The sequence below is a fragment of the Anaerolineales bacterium genome (assembly GCA_025808555.1).
Lineage (GTDB): Bacteria > Chloroflexota > Anaerolineae > Anaerolineales > UBA11579 > JAMCZK01.
This window is the reverse complement of sequence record CP075526.1, coordinates 1,661,095-1,679,864: the sequence shown is the minus strand read 5'-3', so window position 1 is coordinate 1,679,864 and position 18,770 is coordinate 1,661,095. Positions and strand designations below refer to the sequence as shown.

The following is an 18,770-nucleotide window of genomic DNA, read 5'->3' as shown; positions in this document are numbered from 1 at the left end:
TCGGAATGACAAGCCTCTACAGCTCCAGCTTGGCCTTGGCGGCCTGATAGTCCGAGTAGCCGCCGGGGTATTCGACCAGCTTGCCGTCTTCAAGCTCGACAATGCGGGTAGCGACACGGTCAAGGAAGTAGCGGTCGTGCGAGATGGCCAGCACGCTGCCCTCAAACTCGGCCAGCGACTCTTCCAGCACTTCGGCTGAGCGGATGTCGAGGTTATTGGTCGGCTCATCCAGCAGCAGGAAGTTGGCCCCGCTAAGCATGATGAGGATGAGCTGCAGGCGGCTGCGCTCGCCGCCGGAGAGCGTACTGATGGGGTTGTTCATGCGCTGGTATTCGTAGACGAACTTATCCAGCAGCTTGACCGCATTGGCCTCAGACAGGTTGGCGGCGCGGCGCACGGTATCCATCAGGGTCATGGAATGGTCGAGCGTTTCGTGCTCCTGGGCGTAGTAACCAGTCTGGATGCTTGGGCCAACTTTGACCTCGCCGGCGTCAGGCTGCTCGCGGCCGAGAAGCAGGCGGAACAGCACGGACTTGCCGGCCCCGTTGGGGCCGACAAGGCCGACCCGCTCGCCGTGCCAGAGGGTGAGATCCAGCCCCTCCAACACCTGGTTCCAACCGGTGCTAGCCTCAAAGCCTTTGGCGATGTCAGTGAGCTCCAGCACTTTGTTGCTGCCGCGCCAGCCCTTGAACTGCAGCCCCATGGTGCGCGGATCGGCCTTGGGTTTCTCGACCTTCTCCATCTTCTCGATGCGCTTCATCATCGACTTGGCGCGGCGGATGAGTTTCTCGTTCTCGTGCGAGCGGCCCCAGATCAGCATGCGCTTGGCAGACTGCTCCAGGCGGCTGATCTCGCTCTGCTGGACCTTGAACTGGCGCTGCTGCTCCAGCAGTTTGGCTTCCTTGAGGGCGACATATTCGGAGTAGTTGCCCTCGTAGACGGTGACTTTGCCGTCACGCAATTCAGCGATCTCATCGGCGACCACATCAAGCATGAAACGATCGTGCGAGATGAGCACGACCCCGCCGGGATAGCTGCGGATGTATTGCTCTAAAAATTCCTTGCCGGCCATGTCGAGATGGTTGTCGGGCTCATCCAGCAGCAGGATGTCCGGGCGGGTAACGAGCAGCTTGGTGAGGCCGAGCAGCTTTTTCTGCCCGCCGCTCAGGTTGGTGACGGGCAGGTCCAGCTCATGCTCGGCGAAGCCGAGGCTGAGCAGCGTGGCGCGCACCTGGCCCGCGTAGCCGGGCCCGCCGATGCGGGTGTGCTCCTCGAGAAGCTGAGCATGCTCCTCCAGTTTGCGGCTGAGGCGCTTTTCGTCAGTGTAGACATCCGGCTGGCCCATTTGCTCTTCGACCTGGGCGAGCGAGTGCTCAAGCTCAAACAAGCGCGTGTGGGCAGTGAGCGCTTCTTCCAGCAGGGTGTGTTCGGGGTTGAAGCGTGGTTCCTGCGGCAGGTAACCGATGCTGAGCTTGCCGCGCATGTTGGCGTATCCGGTCTCGGTGGTCAGTTCGCCTGAGATGAGGCGCAGGAGCGTGCTTTTGCCGCTGCCGTTGATGCCGATCAGGCCGACGCAGCGGTCTTTATGGATCTCCCAAGAGAGATTTTTAAAAACAGGTTCTGCGTTATAGGTAACCGTAACCTGGTCGAGACTGAAACCAATTATGGCTGCCTCCCGCGGCCAATGGGACCGAGGTGGGTATTGTGGAACGAGTCGGGATATTTTAAGCCGTAGCCAAATACACGGTCGAGGCTGGCGTGAGCGAAGATGATGATGCCTGCAATGCGCAGGGGGATCGAATCCATCGGCACGCTGAGCGCGAACAGAAGCACGGCCAGGGCGCGGTGGTGGAAGAGGTTATAGGTGAAGGCACCGACGCGCGGGCCGGCCAGATAACCAATTGCCGAGAGGTCTGGTGCGAAGAGCAGCGCGGCAAACCACCACCACGGCAGGCCCATACCTGCATAAGCAAAGACGGCGAGTGCGAACAGGGAGGCTTCTTCAATGCGTAATAATGTTTTCACTAGAGGCTCCGTTGAGATTTAATCACAAAGGCACAAAGGGTACAAAGATAAAAACTTTGTTCTCTTTGTGCCTTTGCGGTAGTAGTTAGGGGCGCTAATGGCCTTCTTTTTCGTAGGGCTGGCCGTCGGCTGCAGGCATCTGACCGCGGCCAACAACGCCGGCCAGCACGATCATGGTGGCGATGTACGGCGCCATCAGCAGGAATTCGGAAGGCACGCGCACACCCAGGATGGCGAGCCGCGCGGCCAGCATATCGGCGAAGCCGAAGAGCAAGCCTGCGCCAAAGGCACCGAAGGGATTCCAGTTACCGAAGATCATGGCAGCCAGGCCGATGAAGCCGCGACCAGCGGTCATGACCTCATCAAAGCGGCCCACGGAACCCAGGGTGAAGTAGGCGCCGCCAAAGCCGGCCATCATGCCGCCTAAAATCACCGCCATGTAACGGGTTTTGAAAACGTTGATGCCCAGCGTGTCGGCAGCTTTGGGGTGCTCACCCACCGAGCGCAGGCGCAGGCCCCAGCGCGTAAAGAACAAGCCAAAATGCAGCAAGGCTAGCAAAAGAACCATCCCAAAAAAGAACACATTGTGCGAGAAGACAATCGGGCCGAGGAAGGGAATATCCACCAGGCCGGGGATCTGGATATCCGGGAAGATGCCGGGGTTGTTCAAGTGGCGGCTGCTAGCCAGGAATTTGGCAGAAATGAAAGAGGTGATGCCTATGGAAAAGATATTGATGACCGTGCCAGAGACGATCTGGTCGGTCTTGTATTTGATGGAGAGGATGGCATGCACCAAGGCCAGCAGGGCGCCTGCCAGTACACCGGCTAGCAGACCCACCCACAGCCCAAACAAGCTACCGAAGATGGCCGCCACCATTGCGCCGGTGAGCATCATGCCTTCGATGGCGATGTTGACCACACCGGCGCGCTCGCACAGAATGCCGGAGAGGGCGCCGAGGGTAATGGGTACGGCGCGGATGAGCGTGGCGCGCAGCAGGCCGGCCAGGTTGAGCGAGGTGCCGGAAGCGACCCAGGAAAGGAAGGCGAAGATGAACAGCGCCGCCACCAGACCGAGGATGGCATTGGTGCGTTTGCCAAAGCCGCGCATCAATTGATACCCACCCAGCAGCGCGCACACAAAGGCGATGCCCTGCAGCACCGGCAGCGTGATGAATTCCAAGTTGGGGAAATTGGCCTGGCTGCCGCCAGGGTTAAGGGTGAAGGTGGTGACCATTTGCCCCTGGGTGGTGCGGGCAAACAGGATCCAGATGGCAGCGGCCAACGCCAGGAAAACGATGCCCATCACGCGGCGACGGCTGCCGCTGGTGTACTCCGCCGATGATTTCATTGTGGATGTCAGGGTGCTCATGGTTAACCTCCCCAGCCACGAACATGCAAGGTATCTTCCTGCTGTTCAGGGGCGCGCAGGCGGTAGATGGTGCGGATGATGGCCGGGGCGGCGATGAAGGCCAGGATGAGCGCCTGCATGACCGAGATGATATCCACCGGGACGTTGGCAGCGATCTGCATTTGCAGGGCGCCATTGCGCAGCGTGCCGAACAGCAGCGCGGCCAGCACTACGCCCACCGGATGGCTCTTGCCGATCAACGCCAGGGCAATACTGTCAAAACCATAACCGGAGGAGAAGGCCGGGGCCAGGGTGTAATTGACGCCCAGCACTTCATTAGCGCCAGCCATGCCCGCCAGAGCGCCGGAGAGGCTCATGGCCAGCACAGTGATCACCAGAATATTCATACCAGCGTAGCGAGCAGCATTGGGGTTGGCGCCCACAGTGCGCAACTCAAAACCCAGGCGGGTCCTAAACAACAGCCAATATACGCCGTAGGCCGCCGCCAGCGCAATAAAGAAGCCAAGGTGAAAGCGTATCGGGCTTTCAAAGAAGCGCGGCAACTGAGCAGTGGTCTCAATGAAAGGACTGATGGGGTTGGTGGTGTCTGGGCGCTGCAAAGGGCCGCGCAGCAGGTACTCGCTCAGACGGAAGGCAATGTAGTTCATCATGATGGTGTTGATGACCTCATGCCCTCCGGTCTTGGCTTTAAGCCAGCCGGGGATAAAGCCCCAGATGGCGCCGCCCAGCGCCCCGGCCCCCAGCGCCAGGGGAACATGAATGATGGCAGGCAGGCCTTTGACAGCGAAACCCACGTAAACAGAGGCGACTGCCCCCATGAACAACTGGCCTTCGGCGCCGATGTTGAACAGGCCAGAGCGGAAACCCAAGGCAACCGCCAGACCGGCGAAGATATACGGCACCGATTTGGTGAGGCTTTCAAGGAAGGGGTTGAAGGCCCGTCGCAGGGCGGCGCTCTCTCCGCTGGCAAGAGCGTCGGCAATGCGCTCAGGGTTGCCGATGGCGCCGTTGAACAGCGCACTATACGAGCGTAAAGCGGCGTTGACGCCTACGCTCACTGCTTCCAATGGTGAGCGCGACCAGGCGGTGTAGACCTGCTCCGTGGTGACGGCGACAATGAGGCCGCCCAGCAGCAGTCCAGTAAGGATGGCAAGGATGGGAACGATCAGCGAGCCGCGGGTCAGCTCATGCATGAAGATGCCAAATGCGCTCTTCTTTTGCGGGGGTGTGGATGGGCTGTCTTGGTTCGCCATGCTTAGGAGTCCTTACGGCGGCGCGTAGTTTTGGAAGCGCGGGATGCTTTATTTTTCGGCGTGGTTTTCCTGGCGGCCGGCTTGGCTTTCGCTTTCGACTTGGCTTTGGTCTTTGCCTTGGGCTTAGGTTTGGCGCCAGCTGCCCGCCCGCCCACTACGCCAGCCATCAACAAGCCAACTTTTTCCTTGCTGGCGTCCTTGGAGGGCAGCACATCCACGATCTTGCCGCGGTAAATTACCGCAATGCGGTCAGAGAGCTGCATGATCTCATCCAATTCAGAGGAGACCAGCAGCACCGCGCCCCCGTTGTCGCGGCTTTCGATGAGGCGGCCGTGAATATATTCAATAGAGCCCACATCCAGGCCGCGAGTGGGCTGGGAAGCAACCACCAGCTTGACCGGGCGAGAGAGCTCACGTGCGACGATGACTTTCTGCTGGTTTCCGCCGGAAAGCGAGCCGGCACTGGTCTCTACACTTGGAGTGCGAATATCAAAGCTGCTAACGCGCTCTTCGGCCACCTCGGCAATGGTGGCCTGTTGCAACACTGCACCTTTGGAAAAAGGCTTCTGGTAATAGGTATTAAGCACGAGGTTGTCGGCCACGGGGAAGTTAAGCACCAAGCCATCCCGCTGGCGGTCTTCAGGGATGTGGGCCGTGCCCAGCTCAGTGATGCGCCGCGGGTTGGCCTTGGTGATGTCTTCGTTCAGCAAGCGTACGCTACCGTCCAAAGCAGGGCGCAGGCCGGTAAGCGCCTCGACCAGCTCGGTCTGGCCATTGCCTTGCACGCCGGCAACGCCCAGCACTTCTCCGGCGCGCACCGTAAAGCTCACATCGTCCACGGCAATGTGGCCGCGGTCGTCGCCCACTTTGAGGTTCTGCACTTCGAGTACATCGGCTCCAGGCGTGGCAGCGCGTTTGTGCACGCTAAGGTCCACTTCGCGCCCCACCATCATGGCGGCCAGCTTGCTCTGATCAGCTTCTTTGGGGGTGGTGGAGCCGACTACTTTGCCACGGCGGATGACGGTGATGCGGTCGGCGATCTCAAGCACTTCGCGCAGCTTATGGGTGATGAAAATGATGGACTTGCCCCGTTCAGTGAGCGAATGCATGATCTTGAACAACTCATCTGCTTCCTGCGGGGTCAGCACCGCGGTGGGCTCATCCAAAATCAGGATATCGGCTTCGCGATAGAGCAGCTTGATGATCTCGACGCGCTGCTGGCCGCCCACAGGGAGGTCACGTATATAGTCATCGGGATTGACTTCCAGCCCATAGGCGCTGGAGATCTCGCGGATGCGGTCGGCGGCCGTGCGGCGGTCAAGCACCCCGCCCAGCTTCAGGCTCTCAGAGCCCAACATTACATTCTCGGTTACGGTGAACACAGGGATCAGCATGAAGTGCTGGTGCACCATACCCACCCCAGCGTCAATAGCATCTGTAGGGGAGTGCACCTGGACCTGCTGACCATTGATGAAGATCTCGCCTTCATCAGGTTGGTACAGGCCATAGAGGATATTCATGAGGGTGGTCTTGCCGGCGCCGTTTTCGCCCAGCAAGGCGTGGATCTCACCGCGCTCAAGCGTAAGATCGATCTGGTCGTTCGCCAACACACCGGGGAAACGCTTGGTAATTTTTTTTAGCTCAAGGACGGGGGGCATGGGCTTACCTCGGCGGTGGCTAGGATGAACTTTGTGCATTCTACCATGAGCATCGTCTCGCAGTCAGACGCATGCGTAAAAAAAAGAACCGGGCTATGCCCGGCTCTTTTTTTGTGCAACAGTTGCGATGCTTACGGAGCGGTCTGAATGTCGCCGGCAACGATGCCGTCGATCAGAGCCTGCATGTTGTCGAAGCTCGCCGCTACGCCAACACCACCGTTCTCCAGAGTACCGAGGATCAGGGAACCGGCGCTCTCACCGTTGACAGCCGCCTGAATGTGCTGGAAGACGGTTGCGTCCATGTTCTTCAGCACGGAGTTCAGGATGATGCCAGCGTATTCCGGAGCAGTCTGGGTCCAGTCGCTGTCAACACCGATCAGCCAGGCGTTGCCGCGCTCCTGAATGGCCGCAGCGGAACCGAGGCCAACAGGGCCAGCCACCGGCATGATGATGTCGGCGCCTTCGTCCATCAGGCTCTCAGCAAAAGCACGACCGTCATCCAGGGAGTCGAAGTTGCCAGTGAACAGACCATCCTGTACAGCGGGGTCCCAACCGAGCACTTGGACATTGGTGCCGTGCTCCTGGTTGTAGTACTGCACGCCATACCAGAAGCCGTCCATGAACACAGTCACGGGCGGGATGTTGATGCCGCCGAAGGTGCCCACGACGCCGGTCTGGGTGCTAGCAGCCGCGTGGTAACCAGCCAGGAAAGCAGCCTCGTCAGTGGCGAAGGCGTGACCGGTCAGGTTGGGGAAGTCCAGGTAGTCGACATCGATGATGCCGAAGGCCTGGTCCGGATTAGCAGCCGCCGCAGCCGCGGTGGCATCGCCCATCAGGAAACCTACGGTGATGATCAGGTCACAACCCTGGTCAATCATGGCGTTGATGTTGGGCTCGTAGTCAGCCTGTTCGTTGGATTCAACGAAGGCGCCTTCGATACCAAGTTCATCCACGGCCTGTTCCACACCAGCCCAAGCGGTCTGGTTGAAGGAGGCATCATCAATGCCACCCGTGTCGGTAACCTGGCAGGCCTTGAAGTCGGCCGCGCCGGGCGCCGTCCCACCGCAGGCAGCCAAAACAAGCGCAGCCGCCAGAAGCAGGCCAAACAAGGAATAATGCTTCTTATTCATATACTCTCTTCCTCCTGGAAGAATCTTGGAAGCGCGGGGCGCGCATTGGGGCCCCAAGCACCTCACGTTTAGGGTACTGCGAGTCTATCATGAAGAAATTAGTGTGTAAATCTTTCAGACTAAAAGTATGAATGTTTTAACCTGATCACTGGCCTGTTTGCCAGACCAGCACCCCACTGAGCAGCTCCCCGATGGTGATCTGGACAAATTCAAGCCGGGATTGGCTGAACAAGGATGGATTGACATGCTCCACCGCCAGGCCGGAGGCCACATTGGGAGCCTGGCCAGCCAAGGCTTGCTGGAGCTGGGTCTGCAAACTGTCCCCGGAACGAGCGCTGACCGAGGCGACCCACTGATGGGCCACATCTGCCGGCGGGGCTGACGTGCCAATGAGCATGATGCCCAAACTGGCCAGATGCTGGGCCGCCCCGCTGTTCTCCATTTCAGGAGTGATATAGACCACGCGCACAAAATTGATCATGAACTGGTCTATGGCGGCCTGCCAGTTGTCCGGCGCGGCCTGGACTGCGATGGGATAGGTGCTGTTGGGCGGGCCGGCCGGCACGCACGCGCCGCAGAAATACGCCGCGCCGGCGCTGTACGGCGCCACCAGACCCGCATCGGATGCGCCGTAGAGCATGCCGGTGCGCCAATCATTGGCCGACATGGCGGCGATGTAGCCGGCGATGAAAGCCGCATCCTGGCTGCCAGCGGCGGCCGCCGCCGACAGGCTGGTGACGTTGGGCAGCGGCTCGGCGGGAGCAAAACCTATAGCAATGAAGCGCACCTGGGGCGCCGCGCTGGCAAGCTCCTGCAGGCCGGTGTCTGCCAGCAGCACGGCGGCCTGCAGCGTGGCGGGCAGCTCGGCGGCGGTGAGGCCGGCGCGCTGCTCGAACTGCAGGCCCTGCGCAGCGGCGAAGCCGCTGGCCGCGGCCTGCGCCTCGGCCAGCAGGCCGGCGTCCGCGCCTTCGGGAGCGATGAGGAGCACAATGCCCGGCTCTGTCGTGGGCGTTGGGGGTGCGACTGTGGGCAGTTCAACGGTGGGCGTGGGTTGTGCGGCGCCAAATGAGCACGCGCTCAATAGCAAAGCCAGCAAAAGATAAGCAATTTTCACTCCTGTATAATAACCGCCACAGCCCCATCTGACAAAAATGACCCTGCCCCCAAACCAAACACAGCCCGAAGACGACCCGCAGTTGCCCGCCGCCCGCCGGCGGCATGCGCGGCGCAGCTTGTTTGGCCCCTTAGGTGTAGACGAGCGCAGCCTGGCGCTGGAAGCGCTGGCGCGCAAGACCACGCCCACCTTTGACTTCTTCCTTTACTCGCTGCTGGCTGGCGGCGTCATCAGCCTGGGCCTCATGTTCGATTCGCCGTTGTTGCTGGTGCTGGGTGCGCTGTTGGCGCCGTTGATGGCGCCAGCCGTGGGCATTATGCTGGGCACCGCGCTCGGCTCCAGCAAGCATTTTGGGCGCAACCTCAGCGCCCTGCTTCTGGCGGGTGCGTTCGTGTTCGCCGGCGGCGCAGTGGCCGGCATTTTTAACGGCGCGGTCGCGGACAGCAACAGCGCAGCCGGCCTGCACGCCTTGCTGAGCTGGACCGGCTTGCTGGCGATGGCCGCGGCCGGGGCGCTGACCGCCGCCTCGCTGATACGCGAGCACAACGCCAGCGCGGCCAGCCTGCTGCTGAGCTATGGCCTGTATGTGCCGCTGGCAGTGGCCGGCTTCGGCCTCAGCAGCGGGCAACTGCACCTGTGGCCGCACGGCCTTGTGGTGTTCGCCATTCACCTGGCGGTGGCCACGCTGAGCGGCGCGGCTGCATTGGCGGCGATCGGCTTTCGCCCGCCAGCCTGGTATGGCTACTCGTTCAGCGCGGCCGTGCTGTTGGCCGGCGTGCTGTTGTTCATTGGCTTTACTGGTGCGGGCGCGGCCTTTGGGGCGCGGATTGGCCTGCCCACGCTGACGCCGAGCGCCACCCTGACCGCCAGCATTACGCCGACGCCTTCGATCACGCCCACGCCGGAACCAAGCGCGACACCCTCACGTACACCTACGCGCACGCCCACCCTCACCCCCAGCCCTACGGCAACGCCGCAGCTGGCGGTGATCAATGCGCAGGGCAGCGGCGCCTTCATCCGTGAGGAACCAGCTGGCCTGGCGATCACAACCATTCTCAACGGGCAGGTGGTGGAGCTGCTGCCCGAGCCGCCGCAGGAGGCAGGCGGGCAGCTGTGGCTGCACGTGCGCCTGCAGGGGCGCGATCTGACCGGCTGGATCCTGCAAAGCCTGCTGGCCACCGCCACTCCTCAACCCTAGCCTCTGTGTGCCGTCTGGTACAATTCGGCCTTGCCCGGTAACCTTGCCGGGCTTCATTTTGAACCCATAAGGATGTGAAACATGCAAGTTTTACTGTTACAAGATGTACACAAGCTGGGCCGCGCCGGCCAGATCAAGAAAGTTGCCAATGGCTACGGCCGCAACTACCTGATCCCGCAGGGCCTGGCGATCCCCGCCACCGCTAACGCCATCAAGATGGCCGAGAAGATCGCTGCTAACGCTGACAAGCAGCGCAGCACTCGCAATGCCGAAGCCGAAGCTTTGGCGGCCAAGATGCAGGGCATGCAGTTACTGTTCCCGGCCCGCGCCGGCGAGACCGGCAAGCTGTACGGCTCCATCACCACCCAGCTCATCGCTGAGCAGCTGGGTGAGAAACTGGGCGTGACCTTTGACCGCCGCCAGATCGATGTGCAGCCCCTGCGCCTGCTGGGTATGCACAAGGTGGCCGTGCGCCTGACCCTGGACGTGATCCCGGAGTTTGACGCGGTGGTGTACCGTGAAGGTGAGAACCCGGAGAACTACATGGTGGCCGCCAGCGAACTGGCCGCTTCTGCCGAATCCAACCAGCCGAAGCCGGTTGAAGAGGTTCTGGAGCCCATGGCCGAGGAGCTGGCTGCTGAGGCCGAAGTTGTTGAGGCGGAAGCCGAAGCAGCGGCCGACGAGCCTGCGGCCGAGTAAACGCATCATGCAGAATTAATCAGCCTGCCGATACAATAGGCAGGCTGATTTGTTTAAATGACCCCACAGAATGTCGGCCGCGCCCTGAGCGAACAACGCCAACAGCGCGGCATCACGCTCGAAAGAGCATCTGAAGCCACCCACATCCGCAAGCACTATTTGCAGGCGTTGGAAGAAGGCAACTTTGGCGCCCTGCCCTCGGCTGCGCAAGTGCGCGGCTTTCTGCGCGCCTATGCCGGCTACCTGGAGCTGGACCCGGATGCGGTGATGGGCTTGCTGAAGCAGCAACCGGCCGCCGCCCCGGCGGAGCCATCCGCACCTGAGGCTGCGGCAGACGAAGCAGCGCCTAGCGAGGCTCCGCCCCCGGTTGCGCTGGCAGAACCTGCCCAGCAAACTGCGCTGGAACCGGCCGATGATTACGCCGCCATCGGGGTTCAGCTGCGCGCCCGCCGCGAGAAGACCGAGCTGACCCTGGACGAGGTGGAGCAAAACACACACATCCCGCGGCATTATTTGCAGCGCCTGGAGCGCGGCGATTTTGAAAGCTTCCCCTCCCCCACGCAGGCGCGCGGCATGTTGGGCAATTACGCCGAGTTCCTGGGGCTGGAGAGCGAAGCGCTGCTGCTGCAATATGCTGAAGCGCTGCAATCGCGCTTTCAGCAGCGGGCGGCCGCGGCCCCCAAACCCAAGCCGAAGGCCGCCCGCCTTGCCCTGCCCCCGCTCAAATTCCGCCTGCCTGACTGGGCGCAGCCGCTGCTCACCCGCGATATTGCCTTTGGTGCCCTGGCGGGCGTGTTCCTGCTGGCCTTCATCACCTTCAGCATCGGCCGCGTGCTGGACACGCGGGCCGCCCAGAACATTGAGCCCACCGCGCCGCCGCTGGGCAGCCTGGTGCTGCCGACCGGCACGCCAGACCCTTCGGCTGTGGCCAGCGGCGGCGAATCGATCAACCTGCTGGGCAGCCCCACCCCCAGCGCCACCGCCGGCCTGCTGGGCGCCACAACGGTGGAAGCCGGCACGACCGGCAACATCAATCTTCGCCTACTTGCGCTGCAGCGGGTATGGATGCGCATTACGGCTGACGGCCAGGTGCAGTTCGAGGGGCGCACCACACCCGGCCAGAATTATTCTTACAGCGCCAACGGCCAGATCCTGCTACTAACCGGCAACGGGGCTGGCCTGCGCGCGTTTCTCAATGAGCAGGACCTTGGCATCGTAGGCCTGTTTGGCGAAGTGGTCAACGTGATCTTTAACGCCCAAGGCGCGGCGACGCCCACACCATCACCCACACCGACGACCGATCCGGCCGTGCTGACCGCCACCGCAGAAGCGACACCCAGCCCGCAGCCCACCAGCACGCCTGAGCCATAGGCCAACGGTTACAATCAGCCCCGCATGACCGATAAGAACTTTCATCTGGTGTCTTTAGGCTGCGCCAAGAACACTGTCGATTCCGAATCGATGGCGCAATTGCTGCAGCGCGAGGGTTACCGGCCCAGCCTTGTGGCAGACAACGCCGAAGTGTTGATCGTCAACACCTGCGGCTTTATTGGGCCAGCCAAAGAAGAGTCGTACCAGGCGCTCAGCGATCTGGCCGCCAACAAACGCGGCGACCAATGGTTGATCGCCGCCGGCTGCCTGAGCCAGCGCTATGGCGCTGAAGTCATCGAGCGCGTGCCCGGGGTGGATGCGTTGCTGGGCACACGGCGCTGGATGGACGTCCTGCAACTCATCGATAAGCTGCGCCGCCGCACCAGCCCTGAGCCGCTGTACCACCTGCCGGATGAAGCCATCACCGTTGGCCGTGACGAGCAGGACGTTTTGCGTATTTTCAAGCAAGGCTATAGCGCCTATTTGAAGATCGCCGACGGCTGCCGGCGCCCGTGCGCGTTCTGCGCTATCCCACTCATCAAGGGCACGCTGGTCAGCCGCCCGCTCGACAGTATTTTGGCTGAAGCGCGCGCCCTGCAGGCGGCCGGTGTGCGCGAGATCAACCTGATCGCCCAGGACAGCACCGATTGGGGCCACGAGCTGGGCATGAAAGACGGGCTGGCCAGCCTGCTCGAAGCGCTGGTGCATGAAGTGCCCCATGTGGATTGGATCCGCATTCTGTACAACTTCCCCGGTTCTGTGACCGACCGCCAGATCGAAACGATGGCAGCCCACAAGCAGCTGATCCCCTACCTGGATATGCCATTGCAGCACGCCCACCCCGCCACGCTCAAGCGCATGCGCCGCCCGGCCAATATGGACTGGGTGCACCGTACGTTGGAGAAGATGCGCAACAAACTGCCGGGGCTGGCGCTGCGCTCCACCTTTATTGTGGGCTACCCGGGCGAGACCGACGAAGAGTTCCAGGCCTTGATGGACTTTATTGAAGAGATCCGCTTTGACCGTGTGGGCGTGTTCACTTTCTCCTATGAGCCAGGCACCAGCAGCGAACCGCTGGGCGACCCCATCCCGGAGGACGTCAAAGAAGCCCGCAAGGCGCAGGTCATGGAAGCGCAGCAGCGCATCTCGCTGGAGAACAACCAGGCCCTGGTAGGCGAGACGATTGACGTGCTGATCGAAGGCACGGGCGAGGTGGACGGCAGCGACGAGCCGATCGCGGTCGGCCGCAGCTACCGCGATGCTCCGGAGATCGACGGGCTGGTGTTCGTGGAAGGCGGCGCGCCGGTGGGCGAGATCGTACCGGTGCGTATTACCGGCGCCATGCCGTACGACCTGAGCGGCACGGTAGATGTGAGCCGCAATGTGATCACCCTGGAAGGGTTGGAGATCAGAGAGTAGACAGCGGGGATTGTTAGTCAATAGATACTAGCGAGTTTTCGGCCACCTCATTTCGTGAAGTCAACCTCTTCTGCAGCATTGTCATTGCGAGCCACAGACCGCTTGCGGTCTGTACGCGTGGCAATCTGGGTTTCCGCAACCTAGTGGGCAGACTGCTTCGTAGTTCAGCTGCTACGCCGCTTCAAATCCTCGCAGTGACAGGAGTTGAGGCAGATCCACCACCTTGACAAACCGCCCAAACTCGCCAGCCAGCTGCCTCCTGTGCTATAAGCTCCGCATGCCATACGATGGGGACCAAAGTTGTTAGTAATAACTTTTAACCGCCACCCCCAGCCGCGCAATAACAACTTTAGGCTTCCGCCGCTTGAAATCGTGTCGCCCTGAGCGCAGCGAAGGGCAATCGCATAGCTTGGTTATAAATAAGAGCTTACTAGAGGCAAACTGTTTGAGGAATCACTGAGATTTTCTTGGGGCAATAATATTTAAAACAAGAAAACCAATAGCCCTGCCAACGCTCCGCCAAGCACCAGCCAGGCGGAATTCACCTTATAGCGCAATAGCACAGCCGTCAGCACGGCGATCCCGATCGTGGGCAGGTCGATCAACGCGGCGGCGCCCAGCTGCCAAGCCACACCTGCCATCAGGCCAACCGAGGCGATGTTGACGCCATCCAGGAAGGCGGCGGCCCAGGCAGACTGGCGCAGCCGTGGCAGCCAGCGGGCGGTCAAGCCTACGAGAATGAACGAGGGCAGGAAGATGCCGACGGTGGCCAGCAGGCTGCCAGGCAGCCCGCCCAGCAGATAGCCTACGAAGGTGGCGGAGGTGAACAGCGGGCCGGGCGTCAGCTGGCCCACGGCGATGGCGTCTATAAGCTGTTGCTGCGTAAGCCAGCCCAAGCGAGTGACGAACTCAGCCTGCATGAAAGCGAAGAGCACATAGCCGCTGCCATACAGCACCGTGCCAATTTTGAGAAAGACCCAGAACAGGCCGGAGAGTGTAATGGGCGCGGTGGGTAGCATGCCCAGCGGCAGCAGCAACGCCGCGGCCGGCGGCAGGCGGCGACCAGCGTTGGCAACAAGCGTGACCAGCAACGCCGCGCCAAACAGCAAGGCGATCTCGTTGAGGCCCAAGAGATAGAGGGCGAACACGCCCGCCCCCACGGCGGCCAGCCACAGGCTGCGGGCCGCCGTGCGACCCAGCAGCCACAAAGCGTGCAGAATGAGCACGATCACGACCGGCTTGACGCCGTAGAGCAACCAGGCGGCCTGCGGCAGGCTGCCGTAAGACTGGTAGAGCCAGGCCAGGGCCAGCACGGCCAGTGCGGCCGGGCTGATGAAGCAGAGGCCGGCCACCAGCAGCCCTGGCCAGCCACGGCGCAGGTAGCCGACATGCAGAACCATTTCAGTGGAGTTGGGGCCAGGGATCAGATTGGTGGCGCCGAGCAGATCGAGGAAATGCTGTTGGTTGAGCCAACCGCGGCGCGTGACGACTTCGTCACGCAGCATGGCGATATGGGCGGCTGGGCCGCCGAAGGCGGTGAGGCCGAGCTGCAGGCACAACAGCGCAAGTTCACGCATGGCGCTGCGAGTATAAAGCACATGCCCAAGGTTTAGCAATATTCATTGCAATATTAAATATATTTGCAATACAATATGCGGGTAGCTCAAGGCAACAAAAAAAAAGAGCCCCGCGCATGCGGGGCTCTTTTTTTATTGCTCGACTGAAGCTTACTTCAGAGCGAAGGTGATGGAAACATCCGCGCCGACGGTGATCTGGCCGGGCACGATGCTGGTGCTGGCCTCCGCGGCGCCACCGCCGCCACCCATGCCGTACATCGGGCCATAGTAGAAGCCGGTGGGCACGTAGCTGATGGAGATGATGTCACCCAGGGTCACGCCGGCCGCAGCAGCCAGGGCACGGGCCTCTTCCATGGCGTCTTGCACAGCGGCGTCACGGGCCTGGGCCTGCGCCTCAGACTTGTCGTCCACATCGAAGCTGACGCCCCAGATGGAGTTGGCGCCGGCGCCGACCGCGCGGTCAAGCAGCTCACCCAGAGTGGCCAAATCACGCACGGTGACGCTGACAGTGTTCTCCACCGAGTAGGTGGTGATGTCACCGGGCAGACCGGTCGCCGGGTCATAGCCCTGGTTGGCGTAGACGTTGAAGTTGGCGGTCTGCATGTCGGCAGGGGCAATGCCCATGTTGGAGAGAGCCTGCATGACCGAGGAAACCGTCTCGGCGTTGGCCGCCACCACTTCGGAGACGTTGGCGCCGTTGGTGCGCACGCCAATGGTCACCGTGGCGATGTTGGGCACCAGGCGGATCTCGCCGCGACCGGAGACCGTGATTCCGGTGACGGGTACGCTGGCGCCGGGAGCCACAGCCGCCGGGGCGGCTGTGCCACAGGCAGCCAGCAGCAAGCCAGCCAAAGCAACGAACAAAATACTTTTCTTAACCATGATTCACCATTCCTTTTTTTCCATTTTGCGGGGCTATGCCCGCCCAATGGGTTAACGAATTGTTGCATTAAAAGTTCCCGCCTTGCTAGAGGCAAATGTACGGGACACGCTATACAATGGCTCTGGAGGCCACAATGGATGCCAGTACCTTCAAAAACCTGTATGAGTACCACTTTACTCGCAACCGGGAATTGTGGGATCACTGCATCACGACTCTCACCCCTGACCAATTTTTGCAGGAAGTGAACTATTCGATTGGCTCGATGCGCAACCAATGCGTTCACCTGTTGAATATTGACGAGCGCTGGTTCAGTGGGTTGCGCAGTCTGCCTCTGCCCGATTTTGCCGACCCCGAACCCTATACGGACTTCGCCAGTGTACGCAGCAAGTGGGACGAGGTGGAGGCAGGGATGCGGGAGTACCTGACCGGTCTGAAGGATGTGACTTTGGCTGAGGACTTCATGCCAGGGGTGAAAGTGTGGCAGATTCTGTTCCATGTCATCAACCATGGGACAGACCACCGCGCCCAGATGCTGGCTGGGCTGTATTCTCTGGGCGCGCCGACCTTTGCGCAGGATTATTTCTTCTTTGCAAACGATATGCCGATCAAGTTGAGCTGATACGCTCTGAGCTGCCAGTTGACTAAGGCAGCAACAACATTGGGTCCACCGGCGCCCCACCCTGACGGATCTCGAAGTGGACAAAAGTACCCGCTGGATGGCCGATATGGCCGGCCGTACCCAGGGCCTCGCCCTGCAGCAGCGAAGCGCCGCACAGGGCCTGGACCTCGGCCAAGCCGGCATACAGGCTGAACTGACCGTTGCCATGATCAAGCATGACGGCGAAACCGTAGCCAAAGTTGGACCAGCCGGAAAAGGTGACCACGCCATCATCGGCGGCCAGGATAGGCTGGCCGGGCTCGGCGGCCAGGTCCACACCCGGATGGGCTGACCAGAAATCCTCGCCAGTTACATCAACTGCAGCAACCGGGGGCGCGTAGACCCCATCCCCCACCGCGCCGCCCTGGACATTCAGCGGGCAGGCGCCAGCGCCAAACTCAAGGAAATCCACAGCCATGGCCGTACGCGGCAGGTTGGGCATGGTGCGGCGGCCGAGGCTGCGCTGGCCGCCGGGGATCACCAGCCACTGGCCTGGTTGGATGACGGCGTTGGCGGGGTCTATGCCATTGCCGGCCCAGGTGATGATGGCTTGCGGATCAGCCGAGAAGAAGGCGGCGATGTTATTGACAGAATCGCCGCCGCCGACTTGATGGTAGACACCATCCACGGGCAGTATGGTGAGCTGCATCTCTTCAAAAAGCAGATCAGGAATATCCAGCAGCGCATCATAATTGGCCCACAGGATGGTCTCAGGCTGCAAACTGTAGGCAGCGGCGATGCTGCGCAACGTATCGCCGGGCTGGACGGTGTAGGTTTCCACCTCGAGGCGCGGCATCGGCGTGGCGGTTGGCTCTGAGGTGGGCGTGCCGGGCAGCGGGGAGGGCGTGAGCTCGAGCGAAAGCGTGGGCTGCGGTGTGGGCGCAGGCTCGCCGCCGCAGGCGGCGAGCAGAAACAGCAGCAGGCTCGAGCATAGGATGCGCCGAGCCTGCTGAATGTTTGCGTTCATAGCGGGAAGCAGAAGGCGCTAGGCCTGATCGATGAGGGTCTCCAGGAATTCCTGGTTGCTGTCGGTCTTGCCCATGCGCTGCAGCATGGCTTCCATGGCGTTGGTGGTGTCCATGCCGGCGCCGTGGGGCGGCTCGGCGATCATGGTGCCGTACATGCGGCGCATCAGCCAGACACGCTGGGTGATATCCGGTCCGAGTAGCAACTCCTCGCGGCGGGTAGAGGAACGCTCAATGTCGATGGCGGGGAAGATACGGCGTTCCTGCATCTTGCGCGAGAGGTGCAACTCCATGTTGCCAGTACCCTTGAATTCTTCGTACACGACATCATCCATACGGGAGCCGGTGTCCACCAGGCAGGTAGCGATGATGGTGAGCGAACCGCCCTCTTCGATGTTGCGGGCGGCGCCAAAGAAGCGCTTGGGCGGGTACAGGGCCGAGGGGTCAATACCGCCGGAGAGCGTGCGACCGGAGGGAGTGACCACCAGGTTGTAGGCGCGCGCCAGGCGGGTGATGGAGTCCATCAGGATCACGACATCGCGGCCGATCTCGACCAGACGCTTGGAGCGCTCCAGCACCATTTCAGCGGCGCGCACGTGCGAGGTGACGGGCTCGTCGAAGGTGGAGGAGATGACTTCAGCATCCACCGAGCGGTCCATGTCGGTCACTTCTTCAGGGCGCTCACCGATGAGGGCTACGACAAGGTGCACATCTTTGTAGTTGGTGGAGATGGAGTTGGCCATCTCTTTCAGAATGGTGGTTTTGCCGGATTTGGGCGGAGAGACGATGAGGCCACGTTGGCCGCGGCCCACAGGGGCGACGAGGTTGATCATGCGCATGGCGAGGCCACGCTTGTCGGTCTCGAGGTCAAAACGGCTGTCAGGAAAAATGGGTGTCAGGTTCTCAAAACGGGGGCGGGTCTTGGCCTTCTCAGGGTCCATGCCATTGACGGACTCGACTTTTACCAGGCCGAAGTGCTTCTCAGATTCGCGCGGAGGGCGGGCTTCACCAATGACAAGGTCACCATTGCGCAGGCCGTAGCGGCGGATCTGGGTTTGGGAGACGTACACATCGCCCGGGCCGCCCTGGTAATGCTCGGAGCGCAGGAAGCCGACGCCCTCGTTCATGATCTCGAGGATGCCGCCGCGCACCTCGCGGCCTTGCTTGCTGGCCATGACCTGGGCGATGGTGATGACCAGATCCTCCCGTTTGAGGCGGGCAGCACGCTCCACGCCAAGATCTTTGGCCTGCTTGCGCAAGTCAGCGAGTGAAGTAGTTTCAAGTTCTAGAATGTTCATGGGCTATATCTCTGCTAGCAACGATGATAGGTATGAATGCGTACGGGTAGCTGCCTAACGCCCCGGGCAGTACAGGACTAGGTGAGTCTGCAGGTTGGGTGGGATATTTACGTTGTAACCAAAAAAGTTTTTCTGGGGGGAACTCGCAAAGAA

Annotated in this window: 16 protein-coding genes; 5 read left to right on the top strand and 11 right to left on the bottom strand. The window is 61.3% G+C overall.

Going from position 1 to position 18,770, the window contains the following annotated elements; translation table 11 throughout:
* Positions 1-16 precede the first annotated feature (16 nt).
* The 7 genes from KIT08_08405 to KIT08_08375 form a co-directional block, all read right to left on the bottom strand.
* Complete coding sequence (locus KIT08_08405; protein UYN89109.1) at positions 17-1,483, bottom strand: ABC-F family ATP-binding cassette domain-containing protein; 1,467 nt, start codon at positions 1,481-1,483, stop codon at positions 17-19.
* A 179-nt stretch (positions 1,484-1,662) separates the two neighbouring features.
* Positions 1,663-2,025 (bottom strand): DUF4260 domain-containing protein, encoded by a 363-nt coding sequence (locus KIT08_08400; GenBank protein UYN89108.1) that lies wholly within the window; start codon positions 2,023-2,025, stop codon positions 1,663-1,665.
* Positions 2,026-2,119: 94 nt separating this feature from the next.
* Positions 2,120-3,394 (bottom strand): ABC transporter permease, encoded by a 1,275-nt coding sequence (locus KIT08_08395; GenBank protein UYN89107.1) that lies wholly within the window; start codon positions 3,392-3,394, stop codon positions 2,120-2,122.
* 2 nt (positions 3,395-3,396) lie between these two features.
* Complete coding sequence (locus KIT08_08390) at positions 3,397-4,647, bottom strand: ABC transporter permease (GenBank protein UYN89106.1); 1,251 nt, start codon at positions 4,645-4,647, stop codon at positions 3,397-3,399.
* A gap of 2 nt (positions 4,648-4,649) precedes the next feature.
* Positions 4,650-6,305, bottom strand: coding sequence for an ABC transporter ATP-binding protein (locus tag KIT08_08385; protein ID UYN89105.1), 1,656 nt, complete (start codon positions 6,303-6,305; stop codon positions 4,650-4,652).
* Between the two features lie 131 nt (positions 6,306-6,436).
* Positions 6,437-7,435 carry a BMP family ABC transporter substrate-binding protein gene (locus KIT08_08380; protein ID UYN89104.1) on the bottom strand — a complete coding sequence of 333 codons (999 nt, stop codon included), beginning with the start codon at positions 7,433-7,435 and terminating at the stop codon, positions 6,437-6,439.
* 145 nt (positions 7,436-7,580) lie between these two features.
* Complete coding sequence (locus KIT08_08375) at positions 7,581-8,549, bottom strand: hypothetical protein (protein ID UYN89103.1); 969 nt, start codon at positions 8,547-8,549, stop codon at positions 7,581-7,583.
* A 37-nt stretch (positions 8,550-8,586) separates the two neighbouring features.
* Here KIT08_08375 and KIT08_08370 point away from each other — a divergent pair, with 37 nt between their 5' ends.
* From KIT08_08370 to rimO, 4 genes are all read left to right on the top strand, one after another.
* Positions 8,587-9,747, top strand: a complete 1,161-nt coding sequence (locus tag KIT08_08370) for a DUF389 domain-containing protein (GenBank protein ID UYN89102.1) — start codon at positions 8,587-8,589, stop codon at positions 9,745-9,747.
* An 81-nt stretch (positions 9,748-9,828) separates the two neighbouring features.
* On the top strand, positions 9,829-10,446 hold the full coding sequence (rplI, locus tag KIT08_08365; protein UYN89101.1) for a 50S ribosomal protein L9: 618 nt from the start codon (positions 9,829-9,831) through the stop codon (positions 10,444-10,446).
* Positions 10,447-10,503: 57 nt separating this feature from the next.
* Positions 10,504-11,817, top strand: coding sequence for a DUF4115 domain-containing protein (locus KIT08_08360; protein ID UYN89100.1), 1,314 nt, complete (start codon positions 10,504-10,506; stop codon positions 11,815-11,817).
* Between the two features lie 24 nt (positions 11,818-11,841).
* Positions 11,842-13,236: a 30S ribosomal protein S12 methylthiotransferase RimO gene (gene rimO, locus KIT08_08355; GenBank protein ID UYN89099.1), complete on the top strand. Its 1,395-nt coding sequence runs from the start codon at positions 11,842-11,844 to the stop codon at positions 13,234-13,236.
* A gap of 482 nt (positions 13,237-13,718) precedes the next feature.
* Here the strand turns inward: rimO and chrA are convergent, their stop codons facing one another.
* Both chrA and KIT08_08345 read right to left on the bottom strand, forming a co-directional pair.
* Entirely contained in the window at positions 13,719-14,813 is a 1,095-nt protein-coding gene (gene chrA, locus KIT08_08350) for a chromate efflux transporter (GenBank protein UYN89098.1), read from the bottom strand.
* A gap of 150 nt (positions 14,814-14,963) precedes the next feature.
* The gene (locus KIT08_08345; protein UYN89097.1) at positions 14,964-15,695 is read right to left on the bottom strand and encodes an SIMPL domain-containing protein; all 732 of its coding nucleotides are present in this window, start codon (positions 15,693-15,695) and stop codon (positions 14,964-14,966) included.
* A 134-nt stretch (positions 15,696-15,829) separates the two neighbouring features.
* On the opposite strand from KIT08_08345, the gene KIT08_08340 reads away from it, so the two are divergent.
* Positions 15,830-16,315: a DinB family protein gene (locus KIT08_08340; protein UYN89096.1), complete on the top strand. Its 486-nt coding sequence runs from the start codon at positions 15,830-15,832 to the stop codon at positions 16,313-16,315.
* A gap of 22 nt (positions 16,316-16,337) precedes the next feature.
* Here KIT08_08340 and KIT08_08335 read toward each other — a convergent pair whose 3' ends face one another.
* Together KIT08_08335 and rho are read right to left on the bottom strand one after the other, a co-directional pair.
* The gene (locus KIT08_08335) at positions 16,338-17,321 is read right to left on the bottom strand and encodes a peptidoglycan DD-metalloendopeptidase family protein (protein ID UYN89095.1); all 984 of its coding nucleotides are present in this window, start codon (positions 17,319-17,321) and stop codon (positions 16,338-16,340) included.
* Positions 17,322-17,339: 18 nt separating this feature from the next.
* Entirely contained in the window at positions 17,340-18,617 is a 1,278-nt protein-coding gene (rho, locus tag KIT08_08330; protein ID UYN89094.1) for a transcription termination factor Rho, read from the bottom strand.
* Positions 18,618-18,770: the final 153 nt, after the last annotated feature.

What these genes read in the sequence shown, in the direction of transcription:
- KIT08_08405 (UYN89109.1), bottom strand. Translation starts at nt 1,483, where the DNA reads ATGCGCGGCAAGCTCAGCATCGGTTACCTGCCGCAGGAACCACGCTTC.
- KIT08_08395 (UYN89107.1), bottom strand. Translation starts at nt 3,394, where the DNA reads ATGAGCACCCTGACATCCACAATGAAATCATCGGCGGAGTACACCAGC.
- KIT08_08390 (UYN89106.1), bottom strand. Translation starts at nt 4,647, where the DNA reads ATGGCGAACCAAGACAGCCCATCCACACCCCCGCAAAAGAAGAGCGCA.
- KIT08_08385 (UYN89105.1), bottom strand. Translation starts at nt 6,305, where the DNA reads ATGCCCCCCGTCCTTGAGCTAAAAAAAATTACCAAGCGTTTCCCCGGT.
- KIT08_08380 (UYN89104.1), bottom strand. Translation starts at nt 7,435, where the DNA reads ATGAATAAGAAGCATTATTCCTTGTTTGGCCTGCTTCTGGCGGCTGCG.
- KIT08_08370 (UYN89102.1), top strand. Translation starts at nt 8,587, where the DNA reads ATGACCCTGCCCCCAAACCAAACACAGCCCGAAGACGACCCGCAGTTG.
- rplI (UYN89101.1), top strand. Translation starts at nt 9,829, where the DNA reads ATGCAAGTTTTACTGTTACAAGATGTACACAAGCTGGGCCGCGCCGGC.
- KIT08_08360 (UYN89100.1), top strand. Translation starts at nt 10,504, where the DNA reads ATGACCCCACAGAATGTCGGCCGCGCCCTGAGCGAACAACGCCAACAG.
- rimO (UYN89099.1), top strand. Translation starts at nt 11,842, where the DNA reads ATGACCGATAAGAACTTTCATCTGGTGTCTTTAGGCTGCGCCAAGAAC.
- chrA (UYN89098.1), bottom strand. Translation starts at nt 14,813, where the DNA reads ATGCGTGAACTTGCGCTGTTGTGCCTGCAGCTCGGCCTCACCGCCTTC.
- KIT08_08345 (UYN89097.1), bottom strand. Translation starts at nt 15,695, where the DNA reads ATGGTTAAGAAAAGTATTTTGTTCGTTGCTTTGGCTGGCTTGCTGCTG.
- KIT08_08340 (UYN89096.1), top strand. Translation starts at nt 15,830, where the DNA reads ATGGATGCCAGTACCTTCAAAAACCTGTATGAGTACCACTTTACTCGC.
- KIT08_08335 (UYN89095.1), bottom strand. Translation starts at nt 17,321, where the DNA reads ATGAACGCAAACATTCAGCAGGCTCGGCGCATCCTATGCTCGAGCCTG.
- rho (UYN89094.1), bottom strand. Translation starts at nt 18,617, where the DNA reads ATGAACATTCTAGAACTTGAAACTACTTCACTCGCTGACTTGCGCAAG.